Source organism: Acidimicrobiales bacterium (assembly GCA_035536915.1).
Classification (GTDB): Bacteria; Actinomycetota; Acidimicrobiia; order Acidimicrobiales; family JAHWLA01; genus JAHWLA01.
In genome coordinates this window covers 1-19,000 of record DATLNE010000042.1, presented here as the reverse complement: position 1 = coordinate 19,000, position 19,000 = coordinate 1, and the positions used below count along the sequence as shown (strand labels likewise).

At 68.5% G+C, this 19,000-nt stretch carries 19 protein-coding genes; 6 read left to right on the top strand and 13 right to left on the bottom strand.

Features of this window, described 5'->3' with window-relative positions; all coding sequences use genetic code 11:
• Positions 1 to 758 (bottom strand): electron transfer flavoprotein subunit beta/FixA family protein (locus VM938_11850; protein ID HVF75734.1); only part of this gene is annotated, 758 nt, incomplete at its 3' end.
• A gap of 117 nt (positions 759 to 875) precedes the next feature.
• Here VM938_11850 and VM938_11845 point away from each other — a divergent pair.
• Genes VM938_11845 through VM938_11835 form a run of 3 tightly spaced genes read left to right on the top strand, consistent with a single transcriptional unit; the run spans position 876 to position 2,956 of the window.
• Positions 876 to 1,262, top strand: coding sequence for a hypothetical protein (locus VM938_11845; GenBank protein ID HVF75733.1), 387 nt, complete (start codon positions 876 to 878; stop codon positions 1,260 to 1,262).
• A gap of 4 nt (positions 1,263 to 1,266) precedes the next feature.
• The gene (locus VM938_11840) at positions 1,267 to 2,019 is read left to right on the top strand and encodes a SigB/SigF/SigG family RNA polymerase sigma factor (protein ID HVF75732.1); all 753 of its coding nucleotides are present in this window, start codon (positions 1,267 to 1,269) and stop codon (positions 2,017 to 2,019) included.
• Between the two features lie 25 nt (positions 2,020 to 2,044).
• Complete coding sequence (locus tag VM938_11835; protein ID HVF75731.1) at positions 2,045 to 2,956, top strand: diacylglycerol kinase family protein; 912 nt, start codon at positions 2,045 to 2,047, stop codon at positions 2,954 to 2,956.
• On the opposite strand, the gene VM938_11830 is transcribed toward VM938_11835, so the two are convergent.
• Positions 2,953 to 3,624 carry a glycerophosphodiester phosphodiesterase gene (locus tag VM938_11830; protein ID HVF75730.1) on the bottom strand — a complete coding sequence of 224 codons (672 nt, stop codon included), beginning with the start codon at positions 3,622 to 3,624 and terminating at the stop codon, positions 2,953 to 2,955. The genes VM938_11835 and VM938_11830 overlap by 4 nt on opposite strands.
• A gap of 164 nt (positions 3,625 to 3,788) precedes the next feature.
• On the opposite strand from VM938_11830, the gene VM938_11825 reads away from it, so the two are divergent.
• Complete coding sequence (locus VM938_11825) at positions 3,789 to 4,088, top strand: WhiB family transcriptional regulator (GenBank protein ID HVF75729.1); 300 nt, start codon at positions 3,789 to 3,791, stop codon at positions 4,086 to 4,088.
• 193 nt (positions 4,089 to 4,281) lie between these two features.
• On the opposite strand, the gene VM938_11820 is transcribed toward VM938_11825, so the two are convergent.
• Together VM938_11820 and VM938_11815 are read right to left on the bottom strand one after the other, a co-directional pair.
• Entirely contained in the window at positions 4,282 to 5,724 is a 1,443-nt protein-coding gene (locus tag VM938_11820; GenBank protein ID HVF75728.1) for a histidine kinase N-terminal domain-containing protein, read from the bottom strand.
• Positions 5,721 to 6,587 carry a histidinol-phosphatase gene (locus VM938_11815; GenBank protein ID HVF75727.1) on the bottom strand — a complete coding sequence of 289 codons (867 nt, stop codon included), beginning with the start codon at positions 6,585 to 6,587 and terminating at the stop codon, positions 5,721 to 5,723. Before VM938_11815 ends, VM938_11820 begins: the two co-directional genes overlap by 4 nt.
• Positions 6,588 to 6,836: 249 nt before the next feature.
• Here VM938_11815 and VM938_11810 point away from each other — a divergent pair, with 249 nt between their 5' ends.
• Positions 6,837 to 10,850: a Calx-beta domain-containing protein gene (locus tag VM938_11810; GenBank protein ID HVF75726.1), complete on the top strand. Its 4,014-nt coding sequence runs from the start codon at positions 6,837 to 6,839 to the stop codon at positions 10,848 to 10,850.
• A gap of 56 nt (positions 10,851 to 10,906) precedes the next feature.
• On the opposite strand, the gene VM938_11805 is transcribed toward VM938_11810, so the two are convergent.
• The 6 genes from VM938_11805 to lgt all read right to left on the bottom strand — a co-directional run bounded on the left by VM938_11805 (position 10,907) and on the right by lgt (position 15,737).
• Positions 10,907 to 11,548 (bottom strand): class I SAM-dependent methyltransferase, encoded by a 642-nt coding sequence (locus VM938_11805; GenBank protein HVF75725.1) that lies wholly within the window; start codon positions 11,546 to 11,548, stop codon positions 10,907 to 10,909.
• Between the two features lie 25 nt (positions 11,549 to 11,573).
• Positions 11,574 to 12,410 (bottom strand): lysyl oxidase family protein, encoded by an 837-nt coding sequence (locus VM938_11800; GenBank protein HVF75724.1) that lies wholly within the window; start codon positions 12,408 to 12,410, stop codon positions 11,574 to 11,576.
• Between the two features lie 88 nt (positions 12,411 to 12,498).
• Entirely contained in the window at positions 12,499 to 13,665 is a 1,167-nt protein-coding gene (locus VM938_11795) for an ArsA-related P-loop ATPase (protein HVF75723.1), read from the bottom strand.
• Positions 13,665 to 14,606 (bottom strand): ArsA family ATPase, encoded by a 942-nt coding sequence (locus VM938_11790; GenBank protein HVF75722.1) that lies wholly within the window; start codon positions 14,604 to 14,606, stop codon positions 13,665 to 13,667. The genes VM938_11795 and VM938_11790 overlap by 1 nt, the downstream gene beginning before the upstream one ends.
• Positions 14,607 to 14,609: 3 nt before the next feature.
• Positions 14,610 to 14,846: a DUF3107 domain-containing protein gene (locus VM938_11785; GenBank protein ID HVF75721.1), complete on the bottom strand. Its 237-nt coding sequence runs from the start codon at positions 14,844 to 14,846 to the stop codon at positions 14,610 to 14,612.
• A gap of 3 nt (positions 14,847 to 14,849) precedes the next feature.
• Positions 14,850 to 15,737 carry a prolipoprotein diacylglyceryl transferase gene (lgt, locus tag VM938_11780; protein HVF75720.1) on the bottom strand — a complete coding sequence of 296 codons (888 nt, stop codon included), beginning with the start codon at positions 15,735 to 15,737 and terminating at the stop codon, positions 14,850 to 14,852.
• Between the two features lie 32 nt (positions 15,738 to 15,769).
• On the opposite strand from lgt, the gene VM938_11775 reads away from it, so the two are divergent.
• Positions 15,770 to 16,795 carry an HD domain-containing protein gene (locus tag VM938_11775; protein ID HVF75719.1) on the top strand — a complete coding sequence of 342 codons (1,026 nt, stop codon included), beginning with the start codon at positions 15,770 to 15,772 and terminating at the stop codon, positions 16,793 to 16,795.
• Between the two features lie 30 nt (positions 16,796 to 16,825).
• Here the strand turns inward: VM938_11775 and VM938_11770 are convergent, their stop codons facing one another.
• The 3 genes from VM938_11770 to VM938_11760 form a co-directional block, all read right to left on the bottom strand.
• Positions 16,826 to 17,410 carry a hypothetical protein gene (locus tag VM938_11770; protein HVF75718.1) on the bottom strand — a complete coding sequence of 195 codons (585 nt, stop codon included), beginning with the start codon at positions 17,408 to 17,410 and terminating at the stop codon, positions 16,826 to 16,828.
• Positions 17,404 to 17,991, bottom strand: a complete 588-nt coding sequence (locus tag VM938_11765; GenBank protein HVF75717.1) for a hypothetical protein — start codon at positions 17,989 to 17,991, stop codon at positions 17,404 to 17,406. Before VM938_11765 ends, VM938_11770 begins: the two co-directional genes overlap by 7 nt.
• Positions 17,992 to 18,526: 535 nt before the next feature.
• The coding region (locus tag VM938_11760; GenBank protein ID HVF75716.1) for a hypothetical protein at positions 18,527 to 19,000 on the bottom strand (474 nt) is incomplete at its 5' end.

The following is a 19,000-nucleotide window of genomic DNA, read 5'->3' as shown; positions in this document are numbered from 1 at the left end:
TCGTACACGCCGCGCCTGTTCCTCGCGCGGAGCGAATCACCGACCCGCTTCGCCGCGTCGGGAAAGACGTAGAAGGAATCGAGCTGCGCGCTCGCGCTCTCGATGACCGTCGCACGCCCGGCGGCATCGATGCCGAGGTCGGCGAGCGTGAGCTCCTCGACCGGCTTCGACTTGGCGGCCATGATCCCCTTGAAGGAGGGGTAGCGCGGCTCGACCACGCCGGCGGTGACCGACACCAGGGCCGGGGTGGGGGCGGTGACCTCGTCGTACCCGGCCTCGGTCTGGCGCTGCACCTGCACGGTGCCGCCGTCGAGGTGGATCTCCTTGGCGAAGGTGATCGACGGGAGGCCGAGGAGGGCGGCGATCTGCTCGGGCACCGTGCCCGTGTAGCCGTCGCTCGACTCCGTGGCGGCCAGCACCAGGTCGGGCTCGGCCCGCTTGATGGCGGCGGCCAGCACCTTGGCGGTGGTCAGCGCGTCGGCGCCCTTGAGCGAGTCGTCGCTCACGAGGATCGCCTTGGCAGCACCCATGGCAAGGGCCGTGCGCAGGCCGCTCACCTCGCCGTTGGGGGCCATCGACACCAGCGTGACCTCACCGCCGCCGGCCTTGTCGGCCAGCTGCAGGGCCATCTCCACCCCATAGGCATCGGAGTCGTCGAGGATGAGCTTGCCCTCGCGAACCAGGGTCTTCGTGTTCGGATCCAGCTTCCCCGGCGTGGCCGGGTCGGGGATCTGCTTGACGCAGACGACGACGTTCATGGCGGGAGATTGTTTCGCACCGCTTGCAGGTTCCACCAACTCGGCCCCCTGCTAGCGTTCGCCGCGCGGGGGACGGGGGCCACGCGACCACTGCATTTCTTCGAGGAGGGATACCTGGTGCCCACGCAGGACGAGGTGCGGCTGACCGTGCCGGCGACCGCCGAGTTCTTGCGCCTCGCCCGGGTCACCGCCACCGGCCTCGCCAGCAGGCTGGGCTTCACCTACGACGAGGTGGAGGACCTGCGCTTGGCCATCGACGAGCTGTGCTTCGCCCTCATCGGCAGCAAGGGCCGCACCGGCACAGTGGCGCTGAGCTACTCCATCGCCCCCCAGGGGCTGGAGGTGGTCGGCACCGGCATGTTCGACGACAACAGCAGCACCGGCCCGGCGCTCAACGATTTCTCCCAGCAGATCCTGCGCGCCTTGGTCGACGAGTACGGCGTGTCCCGTGACGACGAAGGCCGGCCCTGCTTCCGGCTCGTCAAGCGGCGGACCGAGAGCTGAGCCAGTGAGCTTCGACCCCGAGCAGCGCGAAGAGCTCCGCCGCAAGTTCGCGGCATTCGCCGAGTCCCGCGACCCCGCCCTGCGCGACCAACTCATAGAGGCCCACCTCGGATTGGCCGAGTACCTGGCCCGGCGCTTCTCCAACCGGGGCGAGCCCCTCGACGACTTGGTGCAGGTGGCCTCGGTCGGCTTGCTCAAGGCCGTCGACCGCTTCGACCCCGAGCGGGGCGTCGAGTTCTCCACCTACGCCACCCACACCATCGTGGGCGAGCTCAAGCGCCACTTCCGCGACAAGGGCTGGGCGGTGCGCGCCCCCCGGCGTATGCAGGAGCTGTACCTGCGGCTGGGCAAGATCATCGGCACCCTCAGCCAGGAGCTGGGCCGCTCCCCCACCATTCCGGAGCTGGCCGCCGAAGCCCAGGTGTCGGAAGAAGAGGTGCTCGAAGCCCTGGAAGCGGGGCAGGCCTACCGCTTCGCCTCCCTCGACGCGCCCAGCCCGGGCGACGACGACGGCGAGACGCTGGGCTCGCACATGGGCGCCGACGACCCGTTGATGCTCGACGCCGAACACCGCGCCGCGCTGTCGCCGCTCATCGGCCAACTGCCGCCCCGCGAGCAGAAGATCCTGCACCTGCGCTTCTTCGAGGGCATGACCCAGTCGGAGATCGCCTCGCGGCTGGGGATCAGCCAGATGCACGTGTCGCGCCTGCTGGCCCGCAGCCTGGCCCAGCTCCGCGCCGCCGCCTCCGAAGAGTGAACCCCGCCTCCCGTTCTGGAGGACGGTGAAGGTCCTCCTCCTCGTCAACGCGTCGGCCTCGGCGGTGACGGCGCGGGCGCGGGTGGTGATCCAAAAGGCGCTGTCGGCCGACCACGACGTGACAGTGGCCGAGACGTCGCGCCGAGGCCATGCCACCCGGCTGGCCCAAGGGGCGGCGGCCGACGGACTCGACGCCGTGGTCGTGCTGGGCGGCGACGGCACCCTCAACGAAGCGGCCAACGGCCTGGCGGGCACCGATACCGCCCTCGGCGTGCTGCCCGGCGGGTCCACCAACGTGTTCGCCCGCACCATCGGCATGACCAACGACGCCGTGGAGGCCACCGGCGAGTTGCTGGCGGCCATGGCCTCGGGGTCACGCCGGCGCATCGGGCTCGGCTCGGTCAACGGCCGCTACTTCCTCTTCCACGTGGGCCTCGGCTTCGACGCCGCCGTGGTCGAACAAGTGGAGAAACGCGGCTCGCTCAAGCGCTACGCGGGCCACCCGCTGTTCGTCTACGCCGCCTTCGCCACCTGGTTCCGCCACTTCGACCGGTCCCGCCCCCGCTTCAGCATCGAGGGCGACGGGGTGCGCATCGACGACGGCTACTTCGCCATCGTCCAGGAGACCAACCCCTACACGTTCCTGGGCAACCTGCCCATCAACACGGCCCCGGCGGCGGGCTTCGACTCGGCGCTGTCGTTGGTGGCGTTCCGCACCTTGCGCATCAACACCCTCGTCGGCGGCGCCGCCTCGGCCCTGCGTTCGGGCCGGTACCTGCGCCGGTCCTCCAAGATCGCCCTGCACGACGGCCTCGACAGCCTGACGGTGCGGGGCCACGGACCGTTCCCCTACCAAGTCGACGGCGACTACCTGGGGGAGCTCGACGAGGTGGAACTGCGCCACCACCCCGCCTGCCTCGACCTCTTCGTCCCCTAACGCAAGACCAGCAGGGCCACCTCGGGGTGGTTGGTGATCACGGCGTCGACGCCCATGTCGGCCACGGCCCGCAGCCGGTCGGGGTCGTCAACCGTCCAGGTGGTGACCACCAATCCGGCGTCGTGGGCGGCGGCCACGACACCGGCCGACAGCCCCTCGTGGTGCGGGTGGAAGGCCGTATGGCCGTGCTCCACGACCGTGGTGATTGCCGCGTATTGGTCGAATGCCGCCAACGTGAGCAAACCGGTCGGCACCGACGGCTCGGCCCGCCGCATGGCGTCGAGGGTGGCCACCGAGAAGGACGAGACGACGAAGCGGTCGGAGCCCGCGGCGAAGGCCGCCACCTCGGCGGCGACCACCTCGTCGGGGTCCCAGCCGGGCTCATGCGGCAGGTTCTTGATCTCGATGTTGACCACCATGTCGCCGCAGGCATCGACCGCCGCAGCGAGCAGCGGGATGTCGTCGGGCAGGTCCGCCACCTGCACGTTTGCCACGACGCGGCCGTCGGGTAGCGCCGGGTCGTGACGGACGACCAGTGCCCCGTCGGCACTGCGCCGCACGTCGAGCTCCACCCCGTCGGCCCCCAGCCGGGCGGCCTCGGCGAACGCCTCGAGCGTGTTCTCGGGGCGTACCGCGGAGGCCCCTCTGTGCGCTATGACGGAAATCACACTTTTGGGCTCCCAAAAAAATGGCCCGGACTGCTTGCAATTGCGAGCAGTCGCACTTACCCTACCTGTACCGAGAAATTCCGCAGGAGTTCATGAAGCGGCGGGCTTTGTGAACAGAATCACAAGACCCCCGCACACTGCCTGAACCCGCCGAGGAGGCGACCGTGGCCCTCACTTGGAGCCGCTCAATCGATTGGGATGCCGAAGACTGGCGCACGGATGCCGCGTGCCGCGACACGGACCCGGACCTGTTCTTCCCCGTCGGCACCACCGGGCCCGCCCTCGACCAGATCGAGGCAGCGAAGTCGGTGTGCCGCACATGCGAGTCGCAGGCCGCGTGCCTGGAGTTCGCCCTGGCCACCAACCAGGAGTCGGGCGTGTGGGGCGGCACCTCCGAGGAGGAGCGCCGCAAGCTGCGCAAGCAGTGGGTCGCCCGCCAGCGTCGGGCTGCCGCCGCTTCCTGAGCGTCAACCCTCGACGAGACTTCAGACAACGGCCCCTTCGGGGGCCGTTGTCGCGTCTCGGCGCAGGTACCAGACTCGCGACACGTGGACTCGCGTGCGCCAGAAGCACGTTTCGGCAGCTTCGCTGCCGAAACACAGGCCTGCCACATTGGGACCTGCGCCTTCGGCGCAGGTCCTCACGCGGCGCAGGTCCTCACACGGGGATGCGGAGGTCGACCACGGTGCCGCCGTCGGTGCGCATGTCGATGCGCCCGCCCAACTGCCCCGTCACCAGGTCCCGCACGATCGACAGGCCCAGGCTCTTGGTCTCCTCGATGGCGAACCCCTCGGGCAGCCCCGCCCCGTTGTCGCACACCCGCACGTGGAGCTCGCCGCCCTCGTTGGCCAGGTCGACGTCGATGCGCTGCTCCCCCACCGAACCGTCGTCGGGGAAAGCGTGCTCCACGGCGTTCTGCAGCAACTCGGTGAGCACGACGGCCAGCGGGGTGGCCAGCTCGGCGGGCAGTTCGCCTGCGTCGCCCACCACCGTGAAGTGCACGGGGCGGTCGGGGCTGAGCACGCCCTCGCGGGCCATGCGGATGAGGGGGTCGATGATGTCGTTGAAGTCGACCTGGTCGCCCGCCTCCCGCGACAGGATCTCGTGCACCAAGGCGATCGAGCGGATGCGGCGTTCGGCCTCTTGCAGGGCCACCTTGCCCTCCCCGGGCGACAGGCGCCGGCCCTGCAGGCGCAGCAGCGACGAGATCGTTTGCAGGTTGTTCTTCACCCGGTGGTGGACCTCACGGATGGTGGCGTCCTTGGAGATGAGGAGCCGGTCGCGGCGGCGCAGGTCGGTGACGTCGCGCAGCAGCACCAGGGCGCCGGTGACGTCGCCTTCGTCGACGAGGGGGATGCAGCTGAGCGAGACGATGACGTCGGGGCGCCGCTCGATCTCCTCGGTGATGGGCAGGGCGTCGAAAAAGGCCCGCTGCACGGCGGTTTCCTCGACCCCCAGCTCGTCGAGGCGCATGCCGACGGTGTTGGAGTAGATGCCCATGCGGTGCATGGCGTTGACGGCGTTGGGCGATGCGTACTCCACCCGCCCGCCCGCATCGAGCAGGAGCACGCCGTCGCCCACTCGGGGCGACTCCGAGGTGTGCACGTCCTCCACGGCGAAGGGGAACTCGCCCCGCACGACCATGCGGGCCAGCCGCTCGAAGGTCTCCACGTAGACCCGTTCGAGCTCGCCGGGACGGCGGCCGACGGTCTGGGGTGCCTCCCGGGTGAGGACGGCGACGACCTCGCCGTTGTAGCGGACGGGGATGCACTGCACGCGGGCCCGCTCGCCCCGCCCGTCGACGAGCAGTTCGCCCTCCACGATCTCCTGCCCCCGCCACGACCGGGCCACGGCGGGGCGGTCCTCGGCGGTGACCACGGCGCCGACGAGGTCTTCGCGGTGGAGGGTCTGGCCGGTGGTGGGGCGCATCTGGCCGAAGACCACGAAGGTGTCGTCGGTGTCGGCCACCGGCACGAAGAGGAGGAGGTCGGCGAAACAGAGGTCGGCCAACATGCCCCACGACGCCATCAGGCGCTGGAGGTGGGCGAGGGCGCCGGGGTCGAGGGTGGTCTGTTGGGCGAGCTCGGCGGGGGTGCTCATAGCGCCACCTGCGTGGGGCGACGGCGGTCGTAGGCCTGGAGCGAGTCGTAGCCCGCGGCGTCGAGCAGGGCCCGCAGGTCGGCGCTGCGGTCGGCCACGGTGGCCACGTCGTGAGCGTCGGAGGCGGTGGTCACGGGCACGCCGTGGTCCTTGAACCGGGCCAGGAGCGGCGGGGCCGGGTAAGCCTCGTCGACCGGCTTGCGCCAGCCCGCCGAGCTCACCTCGGCGGCCATGCCCGTGCGGGCGGCCGCTTCGGCCATGCGGTCGTAGAACTCGTCGGGTGTGCGGTGGATCCGGCCCGTGACCTTGCACAGATCAGGGTGCGCCAAGACGTCGCAGACCCGGCTGTCGGCCAGCTCCTCCAAGGCCTCGGTATAGGCACGCCACACGTCTTCGATGGCGCGAGTGTCCCATTCGGCGGCCACGGCCGGGTTGTCGTAGTCGTCGAAGCCCCAGGCGCCGATCCAGTGCACGGACCCGAGCAGGACGTCGAAGGGGTAACCGTCGAGCAGGGCGGCCACCTTGTCCATGCGCCCGGCGTAGTGGTCGACCTCCAGGCCCAGCACGACGGGCAGGCCCGCCGCCTTGGCCTCGAGCACAACGCTCACGTAGAGGTCGAGGTCGGCGTGCGCATGCTCGGCCCAGTAGGCCGCCATGGTGCGGCGCAGGGTGGGGTCGGGGTCGTCGTCCCAGAAGCCCGACAGGACGGCGTCGGCCTGGGCGAAGCGGAAGAGGTGCTCGGTGACGGCGATCTGGCTGACGCCCTTGGCCTGGGCCTGCTCGCAATAGGCGGCCAGGTGGTCGAGCGTGGGGCCGGTGCTCGCCTGGCCGTGGGGCCACAGGTGGAGGTGGTAATCGAGCACCGGAACACTCTACGAGGGGCAATCGGGGGTGCCGATTTCTCAGCAACCCATGCGTTCGGCCGATATGGCATCGCCTGTACCATGAGAAACGTCTAAAGCCCTGCTCACAGGCAGAGCGGCAACAAGGGGGGCGGGTCCCGGCGAACCCGCGCTGCGCTTCGGCGCTTGCTCACATCACAACACACACGAGGTTCCCGGATGACACGTCCTGAGTTGCACGCGGCAACGACCGGCACCACACGCCGTCGCATGGCTCTCTTCGCCATGCTGGCGCTGCTTGTAGGCGTCATCCCCATGGCTCGCGCCGTGCGCGCCGACGCCGACACAGTGGAAGTGGCCTACAGCGTGAAGGTGAGCGACGCCACCGCCACCGAAGGCAACAGCGGGCAGAAGACGGTGACCTTCACACTGACGCTGACGCCGGCGGCCGTCACCGACGTGGTCGTCAACTACAACACCGACGACGCTGAGTGGCAGAGCGGGACACAGGCGGTCGCCACGGCGGGGAGCGACTACCAGTCGAAGTCGAGCAGCGTGACGTTCAACGCCTCGAACCCCACCACCCGCAACATCTCCGTCACGCTGTTGGGCGACACCATCCCCGAGCCCAACGAGATCTTCGACGTGGTGGCCGCCGTCCAGGGCGGCACCAGCACAGACCGCGGCACAGGCACGATCGTCAACGACGACGCTGCACCGCCGTCGATCCGCATCGCCGACCTGAACAAGGCCGAAGGCGACAGCGGTTCGACCACCTTCGGGTTCACGGTCACCCGCGACGGCGACACGTCGCAGCCGGTCGACTTCACCTGGCGGACGCAGGACGACACTGCGCTCGACAGTGCCTCTTCCGCCTCGGGCGGCGACTACAACCCCGTCACCACCGCCGCCGGGCAGATTCCCGCAGGCCAGACGACCACGGTCGTCAACGTGACGGTCTTCGGCGACACCGAGATCGAGCGGAACGAAACGTTCGTCGTGGAGATCCTGCAGTCGGCCAACGCAGGCGTCAGCGACGCCTCGGCCAAGGGCACGATCATCGACGACGACGACGTCGTCCTCCGCTTCAAGGACACCGTGGTGGGCGACGAGAAGGCGACAGTCGGCGGCGTCGAAACTGGAGGCCCACACCCCGGCAACTCCGAGAGCGGCGCCACCCGGACGTTCACAGTCGAGATCGCCGACGGCGAAGAGAGCGGCCAGACCGTCACGGTCGACTACGACACCAAGAACGACACCGCGATTGCCCCGGGCGACTACACAGCCAAGGCAGGGACACTCACGTTCGTGCCCGGCGACAAGGAAGAAGACATCGTCGTCAACGTCAACGACGACAACCTCCCCGAAGCCACCGAGGAGTTCCTCGTCGAGTTGAGCGACCCGGTCAACGCCACGCTCGGTGCCGACGACACGGCCAAGGGCCGCATCGCCGACAACGACACCACGAACCCCAACCTCGACGTCAGCAACGCTCGGGCCAACGAGCCCGACACGGGCACAACGCCGGCCACCTTCAACCTTTCGTTGAGCTTCGAAAGCGGCCAGGCCATTACCGCTAACTACGCCACCGTCGCCGGCACTGCCACGTCGCCCGCCGACTACACCCACACGACAGGCACAGTGACATTCGCCGCCGGCGAGACGCTCAAGACAGTGACGGTCCCGGTAGTCGGCGACACCACGGCCGAGGGCAACGAGAAGTTCAAGCTCGACATCACCTCGGTAACGACCAACAACGCCACCGACAACTGCCTGTCGTCGTCCGACGACTGCGGCACCGGCACGATCGTCGACGACGAGACAGTGACGTTGTCGATCCTCGACTCCTCGGCCACGGAGGGCAATCCGCCGGCCATGAACTCGATGGCGTTCAGCGTGGTGCTCTCCACAGCGCTGGCCCAGGACGTCAAGGTCGAGTACCACACGGAGGACGGCACCGCTCGCGCTTCCGAGGACTACACCACCGAGGACTCGGAGATCACCATCGAGGCCGGTGAGACCGAGGGCCTGATCGAGATCCCGATCACGGCCGACACGTTCGGCGAGCCCACCGAGACCTTCACCGTCGTGCTCGACCGCTCCGACGTGGCGACGATCCAAGACGGCACGGCCGTTGGTGAGATCAACGACAACGACAGCTCCGTGCCGACGGTGTCGATCGCCGACGCCTCCAACGCCGAGTCCGGAGACATGAGCTTCACGGTGACGCTGACCGGCACCCCGAATCCGGCGGGCACAACGGTGAACTACGCCACGACCCCGGGCTCTGCTACGGCGCCTGCGGACTTCGCTTCGGAAACCGGCTCGGTCACACTGACCGCCACAAAGACGACCGACACCATCGTCATCGACGTCACCGACGACACCATCGACGAGACCGCCGAGTCCTTCACGGTGACACTGTCGAACCCGTCGAACGGCACCATCGACGACGGTGAGGCCACCGGCACGATCACCGACAACGACGGACCGTCGGTGGCCATCACCGACCAGACCGTCACCGAGGGCAACGCCGGCACCACCAACGCCGTGTTCACCGTGTCGATCACGGAGGCGAGCGTCGAGCCCATCGACGTCGACTACGCAACTGCGCACATCGACACCGAGGACGGCGACTACACGCCGACGAGCGGGACGCTGACGTTCCCGGCCGGGAGCACGGCTTCGCAGACAGTGACCGTCCCCGTCACCGGCGACCTTGAAGACGAGCCCAACGAAACGTTCAAGGTGGCGTTGACCCTCGATGACCCCTCGCGGGCGACGCTGGGCAAGGCCGACGGCATCGGCACGATCATCGACAACGACGGCCCGGCGATCTCCATCGCTGACGCGGCTCCGGTGACCGAAGGCCTGTCCGGCACGACAAACGCAGTATTCAACGTGACCATCTCGGACGACAGTGAGCAGGTCGTCACCGTCGACTACACCACCGTCGACCAGACGGCGACAGCGACGGCGCCCGGCGACTACAACGCCACGACAGGCACACTGACGTTCCCGGCCTCCTCGACGACCGCCCAGACAGTCAACGTTCCGGTCAAGGGCGACAACATCGACGAGGAGAACGAGACCTTCAAGGTCGTCCTCAGCAACCCGCAGAACGCCAACCTCGCCGACGACGGTGAAGCCACCGGCACCATCAACGACGACGACGGCGAGCCGGCCCTGTCGATCGGAGACCAGTCGGTGACCGAGGGCGACACCACTGCGGTGCCGGCAACGCTGACGGCCACGCTTTCGAGGCCCAGCAGCAAGACAGTGACCGCCAACTACACGACGGCCAACGGGACCGCCACGGCCCCCGGCGACTACACCGCCAAGTCCGGTACAGTCACCTTCGCCCCTGGTGAGACGACGAAGAACGTCACAGTGCTGGTGGCAGGCGACACCGCCATCGAGAACAACGAGACGTTCTTCGTCGACCTGAGCACGCCGACCAGCGCCACCATCCTCGATGCCCGAGGCCAAGCCACCATCGTCGACAACGACGCACCGGCCGGCTCCAACCAGGGCTACTGGATGACGGGCCGTGACGCCGGCATCTTCGCCTTCGGCAACGCCAAGTTCCACGGTTCCATGGGTGGCCAGCCGCTCAACCAGCCGATCGTGGGCATGGCGTCCACGCCCTCGGGCAACGGCTACTGGCAGGTGGCCTCCGACGGCGGCATCTTCGCCTGGGGCGATGCCACCTTCTACGGCTCGAAGGGCGGCCAGCCGCTCAACAAGCCGGTAGTCGGCATGGCCTCGACCGCTGACGGCGGCGGCTACTGGCTGGTGGCTTCCGACGGTGGCATCTTCACCTTCGGCAACGCAGGCTTCCACGGCTCCAAGGGCGGCCAGTTGCTGAATAAGCCGATCGTCGGCATGGCTGCGACCCCCTCGGGCAATGGCTACTGGATGGTCGCCTCCGACGGCGGCATCTTCAGCTTCGGCGATGCCACCTTCTACGGCTCCACGGGCGGCTCGCCGCTGAACCAGCCCATCGTCGGCATGGCGGCTACGCCGGACGGCGGCGGGTACTGGATGGTGGCTTCCGACGGTGGCATCTTCACCTTCGGCAACGCTTCGTTCTACGGGTCGACCGGCGGACGTAGCCTCAACGGCGCCATCGTGGGCATGGGCCGCACGCCGACGGGCACGGGCTACTGGCTGGCCGGTTCCGACGGTGCGATCTTCGCCTTCGGCGACGCCAAGCCGCTGGGGTCGATGGCGGGCAAGCCGCTCAACGCCCCGATCGTCGGCATCGCAGCCCATCCCGGCTGACGCCGCCGGTTACTGCACTGAAAGAGGCCGGGCCTTCGGGCCCGGCCTCTTTCGCGTCAGGCGCGGCGGACGAGGGTGACGCCGTCGCGGATGGTGAGCTGCACGCACACCACCCGGGGGTCGTTGCGGACGTGGTCGTTAAAGGCCCGGATGGCCACGGTGTCGTCGCTGGTGTCGTCGGCGTCGAGCACCTGGCCGCTCCACAGCGTGTTGTCGACCACCACGATCCCCCGGTCGGCCAGCTTGGGCAGCACGGCTTCGTAGTAGTCGAGGTAGCTGGTCTTGTCGGCGTCGACGAAGACGAGGTCGAAGGGGCCGTCGAGGGTGGCGATGGTGTCGAGCGCCGGGCCCTCCCGGACCTCGATACGGTCGGCATAGGGACTGGCCGCAATGTGGCGCCGAGCGACGGCCACGGCGACGGGGTCGAGGTCGCAGGTCACGATGCGCCCGTCGGGCGACAGCGCGGCGGCCATCGACAGCGATGAGTACCCGGTGAACGTCCCGATCTCCAGCACCCGCCGCGCCCCCGAGACGAACACCAGCATCTCGAGGAACCGGCCTTCAAGTGCCCCCACCATCATCTGCGGCGAAGGCACGTCGGCGTTCGTCTCGGCGGCCAAAGCCTGCAGGTACGGCGGAGGCGGCGTGGTATGGGCCTCGGCGTACTCCTCGATGCCCGCTTTGACGATGGGGATCATCCCCACCTTCTACCAGGTGGTCGGGTCAGCGCCTCCGAAATTTGGAGGTCGACCACGAACGATCGACGATCGAGACTGCCCGTGCCCCTTCGCTGATGCGGATCCGCACCACCACCCGATTGTTTCTGTCGTTCGACTCGTGCAGCCGGTTGGACGGGTCCATCGTCACCACCAGCGCGTAGTCGCCGTCGGCGATGCCCGGCAGCCGGAAGTTCTGGCCTTCGAGGTCGGCCGAATAGATATCGGCGTAGCCGGGCGAGATGCCTTGCCGGACGGGATTGCAGACGTTGTAGAACCGCACCGGGGAGGCGTCGGGCCGCACGGCTGTGGAGTCGATGAGACAGAACGACACCTTCTCGCTGACGGCGATCAGGCCCCGTCTCGAGAAGTCGGGCAGGCCCCGACGGGTGAAGCGGCGCAGCTCGTAGTCGGCGAAGTCCTCGTAGTGGAAGTGTGTGTGCTCGTCGTGCCAGGTGAAACCGCCGACCTGCTCCTGCTCGCGGCACACGTAGGGCGCCCGCCACGACACGCACTGCGAGACCGACGAGGCGGTGATGTTCCGCGGGTCGTCGGCCGTCAACTCCACCGGCACGGTGCCGAGGTTCTGCGAGAACGTGTCGAAGTACATGATCGGGTCGCCGTCGTAGAATGTCGAGGTCGCCTGGTCGAACAGCACCTCGGGTGCGATCGACACCTCTGTGACGTCGGGGACGAGGTCGGGGTATGTCCGCCCCGGGTCACCAAGGACACCGTCCAACCCGTCGTCGGCGCCGGCGGGGCCCACGGCGACCACCACGAACGCCAGAGCGGCGAGCAGCGCGAAACGTGGCCTGCGCGCCAGTCGAAGAAACGATCCCCCCACTTGTCTCCTCCCCAGGAAACGAAGACTCACCTTGGAGGGTACGGACCCCGAGCCCGGCCCTGGGTCCCTCATTCGGGTGAGTACTACGTCACCCGGATGACACGTTGCCCGAGCCCCACACCTGCTCCCCCAGGCGGAGCAGGCCCCCGAGGTCGTAGATGTCGGTTTCGAAGTACGGCACCGACGCCACCACCTCGGGCCCGACCGCCAGCTCCATGCGCTGTTCGGCTTCGCGCTGGGCCACCACTTGGAAGCGCAGGAAGCTCTCGGCCACCTCGACCAGCACCCGCTCGACCTGCTCGGGCTTGCCCAATCCGTCGGCCAGTTGCGCGGCGACGGAGGCGGCGTTTTTCTGCATGCGCGTGGCCAGGGTCGCCGCTGCCTCGTCGAGCAGGTACGCAGGCAGCACCTTGTTGAGCACGACGGCGCCGAGGTTGAACTTCTTGTCGCCCAGCACCTCGATGAAGTACTCGGCCTCGTGCAGCGGCGCCGCCTCCAACGTGCTGACGACCACGAACGTGGTGCGCTTGTCGTGCAGCAGCCGCGTCACCGCTTCGGCCCGCTTCACGAACCCGGGCGCCATCGTCTGGAACAGGCCGAAGAACTCGGCGATGTCCTCCAGGAACTCGGTGCCGAGGATGCGGTCGGCCACCGTGTAGAAGGGCTTGGAGGCGAAGTTCACGATGCGCGACCGGTACGGCGCCGTGAGCAGGCGCAGGAAGCGGCTGGAGAAGAACTCCGCCATGCGGTCGGGCGCTTCCAGGAAGTCGAGGGCGTTGCGGGTCGGCGGCGTGTCGACCACGATGAGGTCGTAGGTGCCTTCGCTGTGGAGCTCGTACAGCCGCTCCATGGCGATGTACTCGTGGCTCTGCACGAAGCGGCCGCTGATGTTCTCGTAGAGCTTGTTGTCGAGGATGCGCTGCGCGGTGGCGGCATCGGGGGCGTGGCGGTTCACCAATGCGTCCCACGACTGCTTGGTGTCGAGCATGGCCGCCCACAGCTCGCCGCGGCACTCGACGCCCGCCTTGGTGAACTCTTCGGGCGGCACCTGCTTGGCCACGTTGCCGAACCCTTCGAGGCCGAGGGCGTTGGCCAGGCGGCGGGCGGGGTCGACGGTGAGCACCAGCACCCGACCGCCGTGGCGGCTGGCAGCCATGGCGGCCAGCGCGGCAGCGGTGGTGGTCTTGCCCACGCCGCCGGAGCCGCACGACACCACGATCTCCTTGGCCGCCAAGAGCTGCTCGAGCGTCGCCATCAATAGCCCAATTCCTGGCCCAAGGATTCGGCGATCTGGTGCGACGAGCGCAGCCCGTGCGACCGGGCGAAGAGGTACGGCACGTAGAGCAGCGGCACGTCGACGTTGGCGCGCAGGTGGTCGAGGTGGGCGGCCCGGGTGCGGCGCAAGGTGACGGCCAGGCGGGCGGCTTCGAGGACGGGCTCGACGTCGCCGCCCACGGCCTCGCCGAGCCGCGCCGCCTGGTCGGGCTGCGACAGCTTGTCGAACACCGCTTCCTCGCCGCGACCGAACAGCTCGGGCAGCACCCGGTTCACCACCACAGCCGCCAGGTCGACGTTGGTCTCGTGTTCGATACGCTCGGCCAATTCGATCGTCTCGTTGACCGGCATCTCCTCCGGCGTGGCCACGATGACGAGGCCGGTACGTTCGGCGTCGCCCAGGATGTCGAGCATCCAGTGCGTCTGCTGGCGGACGAGCCCGACCTGCACGAGCTCGTTGATGGCCTGCGGCGCGGCCAACTGGCCCACGATGTGGCCGGTGGCCACGGCGTCGACGACGACGAGGTCGTAGTGCTCCTCGCGCACCTCGTAGGTGAGCTTGCCGACCGTGAGGATCTCCTTCACCCCGGGCGCGGCGGTGGCCACGAACTCGAAGATGCGCGCCAAGGGCCCGATGCGGGCCATCAGCGGCAGCTTGAGGTGAAGGCTCAGGTACTCCTTGAGCGACTCCTCGGTGTCCATCGACATGGCGAAGAGGTTGGGCTGGAGCTCACGCGGTTGGAACCCGGTGGGGCCCGTCTCGAAGAAGTCGGCCAGGTTGCCCTTGGCGTCGACCTCGCACAGCAGCGTGCGCTTGCCCTGCTGGGCGGCGAGCAGCGCCAAGGCGGCGGCCACCGTGGTCTTGCCGACGCCGCCCTTGCCCGTGACGAACAGCAGGCGGCGGTCGAGCAGGTCGGTCACGTCCTACTGGACGCCGAAGCCGACCCGTCGCTCGTCGCCGGGGCTACCGATCTCCACGTAGGCGAGGCGGGCGGCAGGGACGCCGACCCGGCGGCCTCGGCGGTCGGTGACCCAGAGGACGCCTTCCTGCGTCGACAAGGCCTCCTCGACCTGGGCGGCGAGCGCGTCGTGGTCGGTGTCGTCGGACAGCTCCACCTCGATCTCCCTCGGGGTGTGGATGACACCGATACGGACGTCCACGCGCTACTCCTCTCGCTCGGGGGGGTCGCCCTCGTACGCTTCTGCGGCGGGCGTTGCCGCCATCGTAGGCGCCTCCACGGGCTCCGGTTCCCAGTGGCCCCAGCGAGGGCTCTTGCGCACCACCGTGAGGTGCCAGACGCAGATGGCGATGGTGATGATGGCCGTCACCTGGCTGCCGGTGAGGGTGTCGCCGAGCATGCGCTTGTCTTCTCGCAGGAAGTCTTCGATGACGCGCTGCACGCCGTACCAGGCGCCGAAGACGGTGATGAGGAAGCCGTCGTAGCGCTTTGTGCGGCGGAGGCGGAGGAGGACGAAGAGGAGGAGCGACGTCATGAGGAAGTCGTAGAGGGCGGTCTGGTGCACGATGTCGCCCAGACAGGGCGAGGCGGTTTCGACATCGGGGGGCGGGCAGCGGTAGCCGAGGAAGAAGTCGGTGGGCTTGCCCAGGTGGTCGGCCACGATGAGGTCGCCGATGCGGCCGATGATCACGCCGAGGGCCATGCCGGGGGCGGCGGCGTCCATCAGTTTCCAGAAGTCGAGCTTCTTCTTCTTCATTTGCGGGAGGGCGAGGATGATCGCCCCGAAGAAGCCACCGAGCAGGGAGATGCCGCCCTTCCACACCTTGAAGACGTCGAGCACGCTCTCGTACTCGCCGGCGTGGTTGACGACATAGGCAAGGCGGGCGCCGATGATCGACCCGATGGCGGCCCAGGTCAGCAGGGAAAAGATGTCGTCGTCGCTGTAACCGTGCTTGCGGGTGGTAGGCAGCAACAGGCGGGCGCCGAGGAGAAAGCCGACGGCGATGCCGATCCCGTGCGGGGAAATGGACAGGGGCCCGATGTCGATATGGACGAGCGGGTCGTAAGAGATGGCGGCAAGCACGAAGCCCATTCTTGTCACACCTGGTCGGTAGCGTGGGGTGGGTGGACTTCGTGGTTGCGCATCAGGGTTTGTCGGTCGGCTCCGCGCCACATCGGGTGCTGGAGCGGGGGGCCCGGGAGGAGTGGGAGCACGAGTGGCTGGCGCCGGGCGCGACCCGTGGCATCGGGGCGGGGAACCGGGCGGTGGGCGAGGAGCCGGATCCCTACCGCACGTGCTTCGAGCGTGACCGTGACCGCATCCAGCACGCCCGGCCCTTCCGGCGGTTGGCGGGCAAGTGCCAGGTGTTCATCGCGCCCGACAACGACCACCTGCGCACGCGGCTGACCCATGCCATCGAGGTGGCGCAGGTGGCTGTTTCCATTGCCCGGCCTGCGCGATTGAACGTGGCGCTGACCGAGGCCGCGGCGTTGGCGCACGACTGCGGACACGGGCCCGCGGGGCACGCCTCGGAGGAGGCGCTGTCGCCGTTCTTGGAGGGTGGCTACCACCACGCGGTGTACGGGGCCGACGTGGTGCTGAGCGAGCTCAACCTGTGCGCGGAGACGTTGGATGCGGTGCGCAACCACTCCTGGAACCGGCCTGCGCCACTGACGCCCGAGGGCGAGGTGGTGGCGTGGGCCGATCGGATCGCCTACGTGTGCCACGACTTCGAAGACGCCGTGCGGGCAGGCATTGTCGGGGTCGACGACCTGCCCGGTGAGGCGGCCGAGGTTGTCGGCGTCGGCCGGTCGGCGCAGCTGGGCGGGTTCATCGCGGCGATGGTGGAAACGATCGAAGCGACGGGACGGGTAGGCATGCGGGCGACGGAGGCGGCGGCGTTGGACGCGTTCCGGGCCTTCAACTTCGAACGCATCTACCTGCGGCCCGAAGCGGTGCGCCAGGCCGAGTCGGTGATCGAACTGCTCCGGGCGCTGACCGATTGGTACATCGCCCACCCCGTGGAGGCGGGCGACGACCCAGTGGCGTCCGCCGTCCGCCACGTCAGCGGCATGACCGACCGCTACGCCTTTCGCAAGGCCGTCGACCACCTGGGCTGGGACCCGGCCAAGCTGCCGCGGGGCGCGTAGGCGGGACTGCCGCAGGGGCACTTCACGGGGTCAGAGCGGCTCCCATCGAAGCTCGAGGGAGAAGCGGCGGGGGTCGGTCCCCTCCGCTGTGATGCGGGGGCAATGCAGGCGGCCGCGCAGGCCCCCGTCCTTGATCTCGGCTGTGCAGGGCTCGGCCCGTCGGAGGAACGACTCCGGCTCACGGTTGGGCGCCCAGAACTCCACGCGGATGCTGGAACGCTCGCGCGGTGTCCCGGTGCGCTGGGCCACTTCCTGCTCCTTCACTGTGTCCTCGGCCGAGCCTGGGCGGATCTCGTAGCGGCCGTCGCCGCGGAAGGGGATGAGGGCGAACCCCGCCTTGGCCTTGCTGTCGCCCGCTTCGATCAGGTCCACCGGCTCCACGCCGAGCAACGAGGAGGAGCTCGACTCGCTCGGCGCCATGACGATCACTTTGGTGCGAACGGTGCGGGTGACGTCGAACTCGAGGTCGCCGCGCAGCACGGTGGTGAGCTTGAGGTCGAGCTCGGCGTCGCGGGGCTCGATCTTGGGCTTGGCGTCCGAGCCTCGGTTGCACCCAGCCGCCAACGTGGCCAAAAGGGCGGCGGAGGCGAGGAGGGCGGCGGGGCGCTTCAACACGACTCCCCCGCTCCGAGCACGCGCAGCGTGAGGTCTGTGGCGCCCTTACGACGCTGGTCGCCCGCCTGGGTGTGGACGGTGGCGGTGCCGGGGGCCGGCGGTGCCTTCCATCGGTAGGTCACCATGCCGTCCTCCCGAGCCACGCCTGCGTGGCGGGTGTCGTGGTTGTACCCGTCGGCGTACATAGCCATGACGATGGCGCCCACCCAGGGCTCGAGGTAAAAGGTCAGGCTCACCTCTTCGCCGGGTCGCACGCAGGCAGGCGTGATCGTGACGCGGTAGGTCCAGTGCTCCGTGGGCATGGGGGGCGGCGGCGGCACATCGACGAACATCGTGGTCGTTGGCGCTGCGGCTGCCGGCGTCGACGTGCCGCCGGTAGCCCGTGCGGGCGAAGATATCGGCACATTGTCCTTGCCGCTCCCGCCGTCGAGTGAGGTATCGGGCGCAGACGAGGCCGTCTCCTCGGTGCGGTTGCCGGCGACCAGGGCGATGTCCCCGAGCAGGATGACGGCGATGGCGACGGCCAGCACGACGATCTGTCGCCGGTCGAAAACCGTCTCCCGGTACAACCTGGACGCCATGCGACTCCCCCGAGCTTGGACCGCGCCAGCCCCAGCCGACGCGGTGTCGACCTCTAGGGTACCGAGCTCGAGCCGCGCCGCTTGCCGCCCCATCGGGTGATATTTCGTGTCGCCCGACTTGGCTTTGTCACCCGTCGGTCGGATCCTGCCCGTTGGGGCCCCCCGCACCTGCGTCTCCGCCGTCTCGTTAGTCGCCCTTGGCGATTGGATCGCCTTCCACTGCGTCGGGTACTCGTGCTGGTGCTCCACGACCATTCGCACCGCCCGCTCCCGCACCTCGGGCGGGTACGGCGGCCGACCCCTCTTCGACTCTGAAACCGCTCCATCCTCGCAAGGCAAGGAGCAGTCATCAGACCTGGGGCGGTTCAGTTGGTCGGCCCAGCCATATGACCAAACAAGCTTCGCAACGATAACAGGTACGGACAGCATCTACTTTCGAAGTGAAGCTTGCCGTACTCGCAGCCTCGGACTCAAGCGCCAACCTGGGGCCGCCCGAAGAGAGGCGACCCCAGGCCCCACAGCGCAATAACGGCTGCTACGGCAGCGGGGGATTCTTCACGATGTAGTTGCCTTCACCAGCGATGGTGAAGTTGTTTGCGGTCTTCCCGGCGCAGCTGTTGGTCGTGGAAGGAGGAGGTCCCACTGTGACGTTGGGCACGGAGACGACCTCGGCCGTCACCTCGCCCTGCACCTGCCCGCCTCCGACCTTTGTGCCTTCGATCTTGAGCACCAGGATGCCAACGCCCTGGCCCCAGAATGTGACGTTGTATACCTGCGTTCCGCGGCGGATTGTGGCCGTCCCCTTGATGAGGCTGAGGTCGCAGTAGCCGTCGACCCTGCCGCTCGCGGTGATCGTGCACGCACCTGTTGTCGCCGGCGCCTTGGGGGCCTTGCCGACTGTGGCGTTGGCCCCTGTGCAGACGGCTGCGGTGAATGTGAAGGCAACCGACTGCCCACCGGGATCGACGTTTGCCTTCGGTGTGTCCTTGAGCCCGTTCTTTGTTGTTGT

Bases quoted from the DNA above. Each gene is read 5' to 3' on its own strand.
- VM938_11795 (HVF75723.1), bottom strand. From the start codon at position 13,665: ATGGCGACGCTCGAGCAGCTCTTGGCGGCCAAGGAGATCGTGGTGTCG.
- VM938_11765 (HVF75717.1), bottom strand. From the start codon at position 17,991: ATGGCGTCCAGGTTGTACCGGGAGACGGTTTTCGACCGGCGACAGATC.
- lgt (HVF75720.1), bottom strand. From the start codon at position 15,737: ATGGGCTTCGTGCTTGCCGCCATCTCTTACGACCCGCTCGTCCATATC.
- VM938_11805 (HVF75725.1), bottom strand. From the start codon at position 11,548: ATGATCCCCATCGTCAAAGCGGGCATCGAGGAGTACGCCGAGGCCCAT.
- VM938_11820 (HVF75728.1), bottom strand. From the start codon at position 5,724: ATGAGCACCCCCGCCGAGCTCGCCCAACAGACCACCCTCGACCCCGGC.
- VM938_11810 (HVF75726.1), top strand. From the start codon at position 6,837: ATGGCTCTCTTCGCCATGCTGGCGCTGCTTGTAGGCGTCATCCCCATG.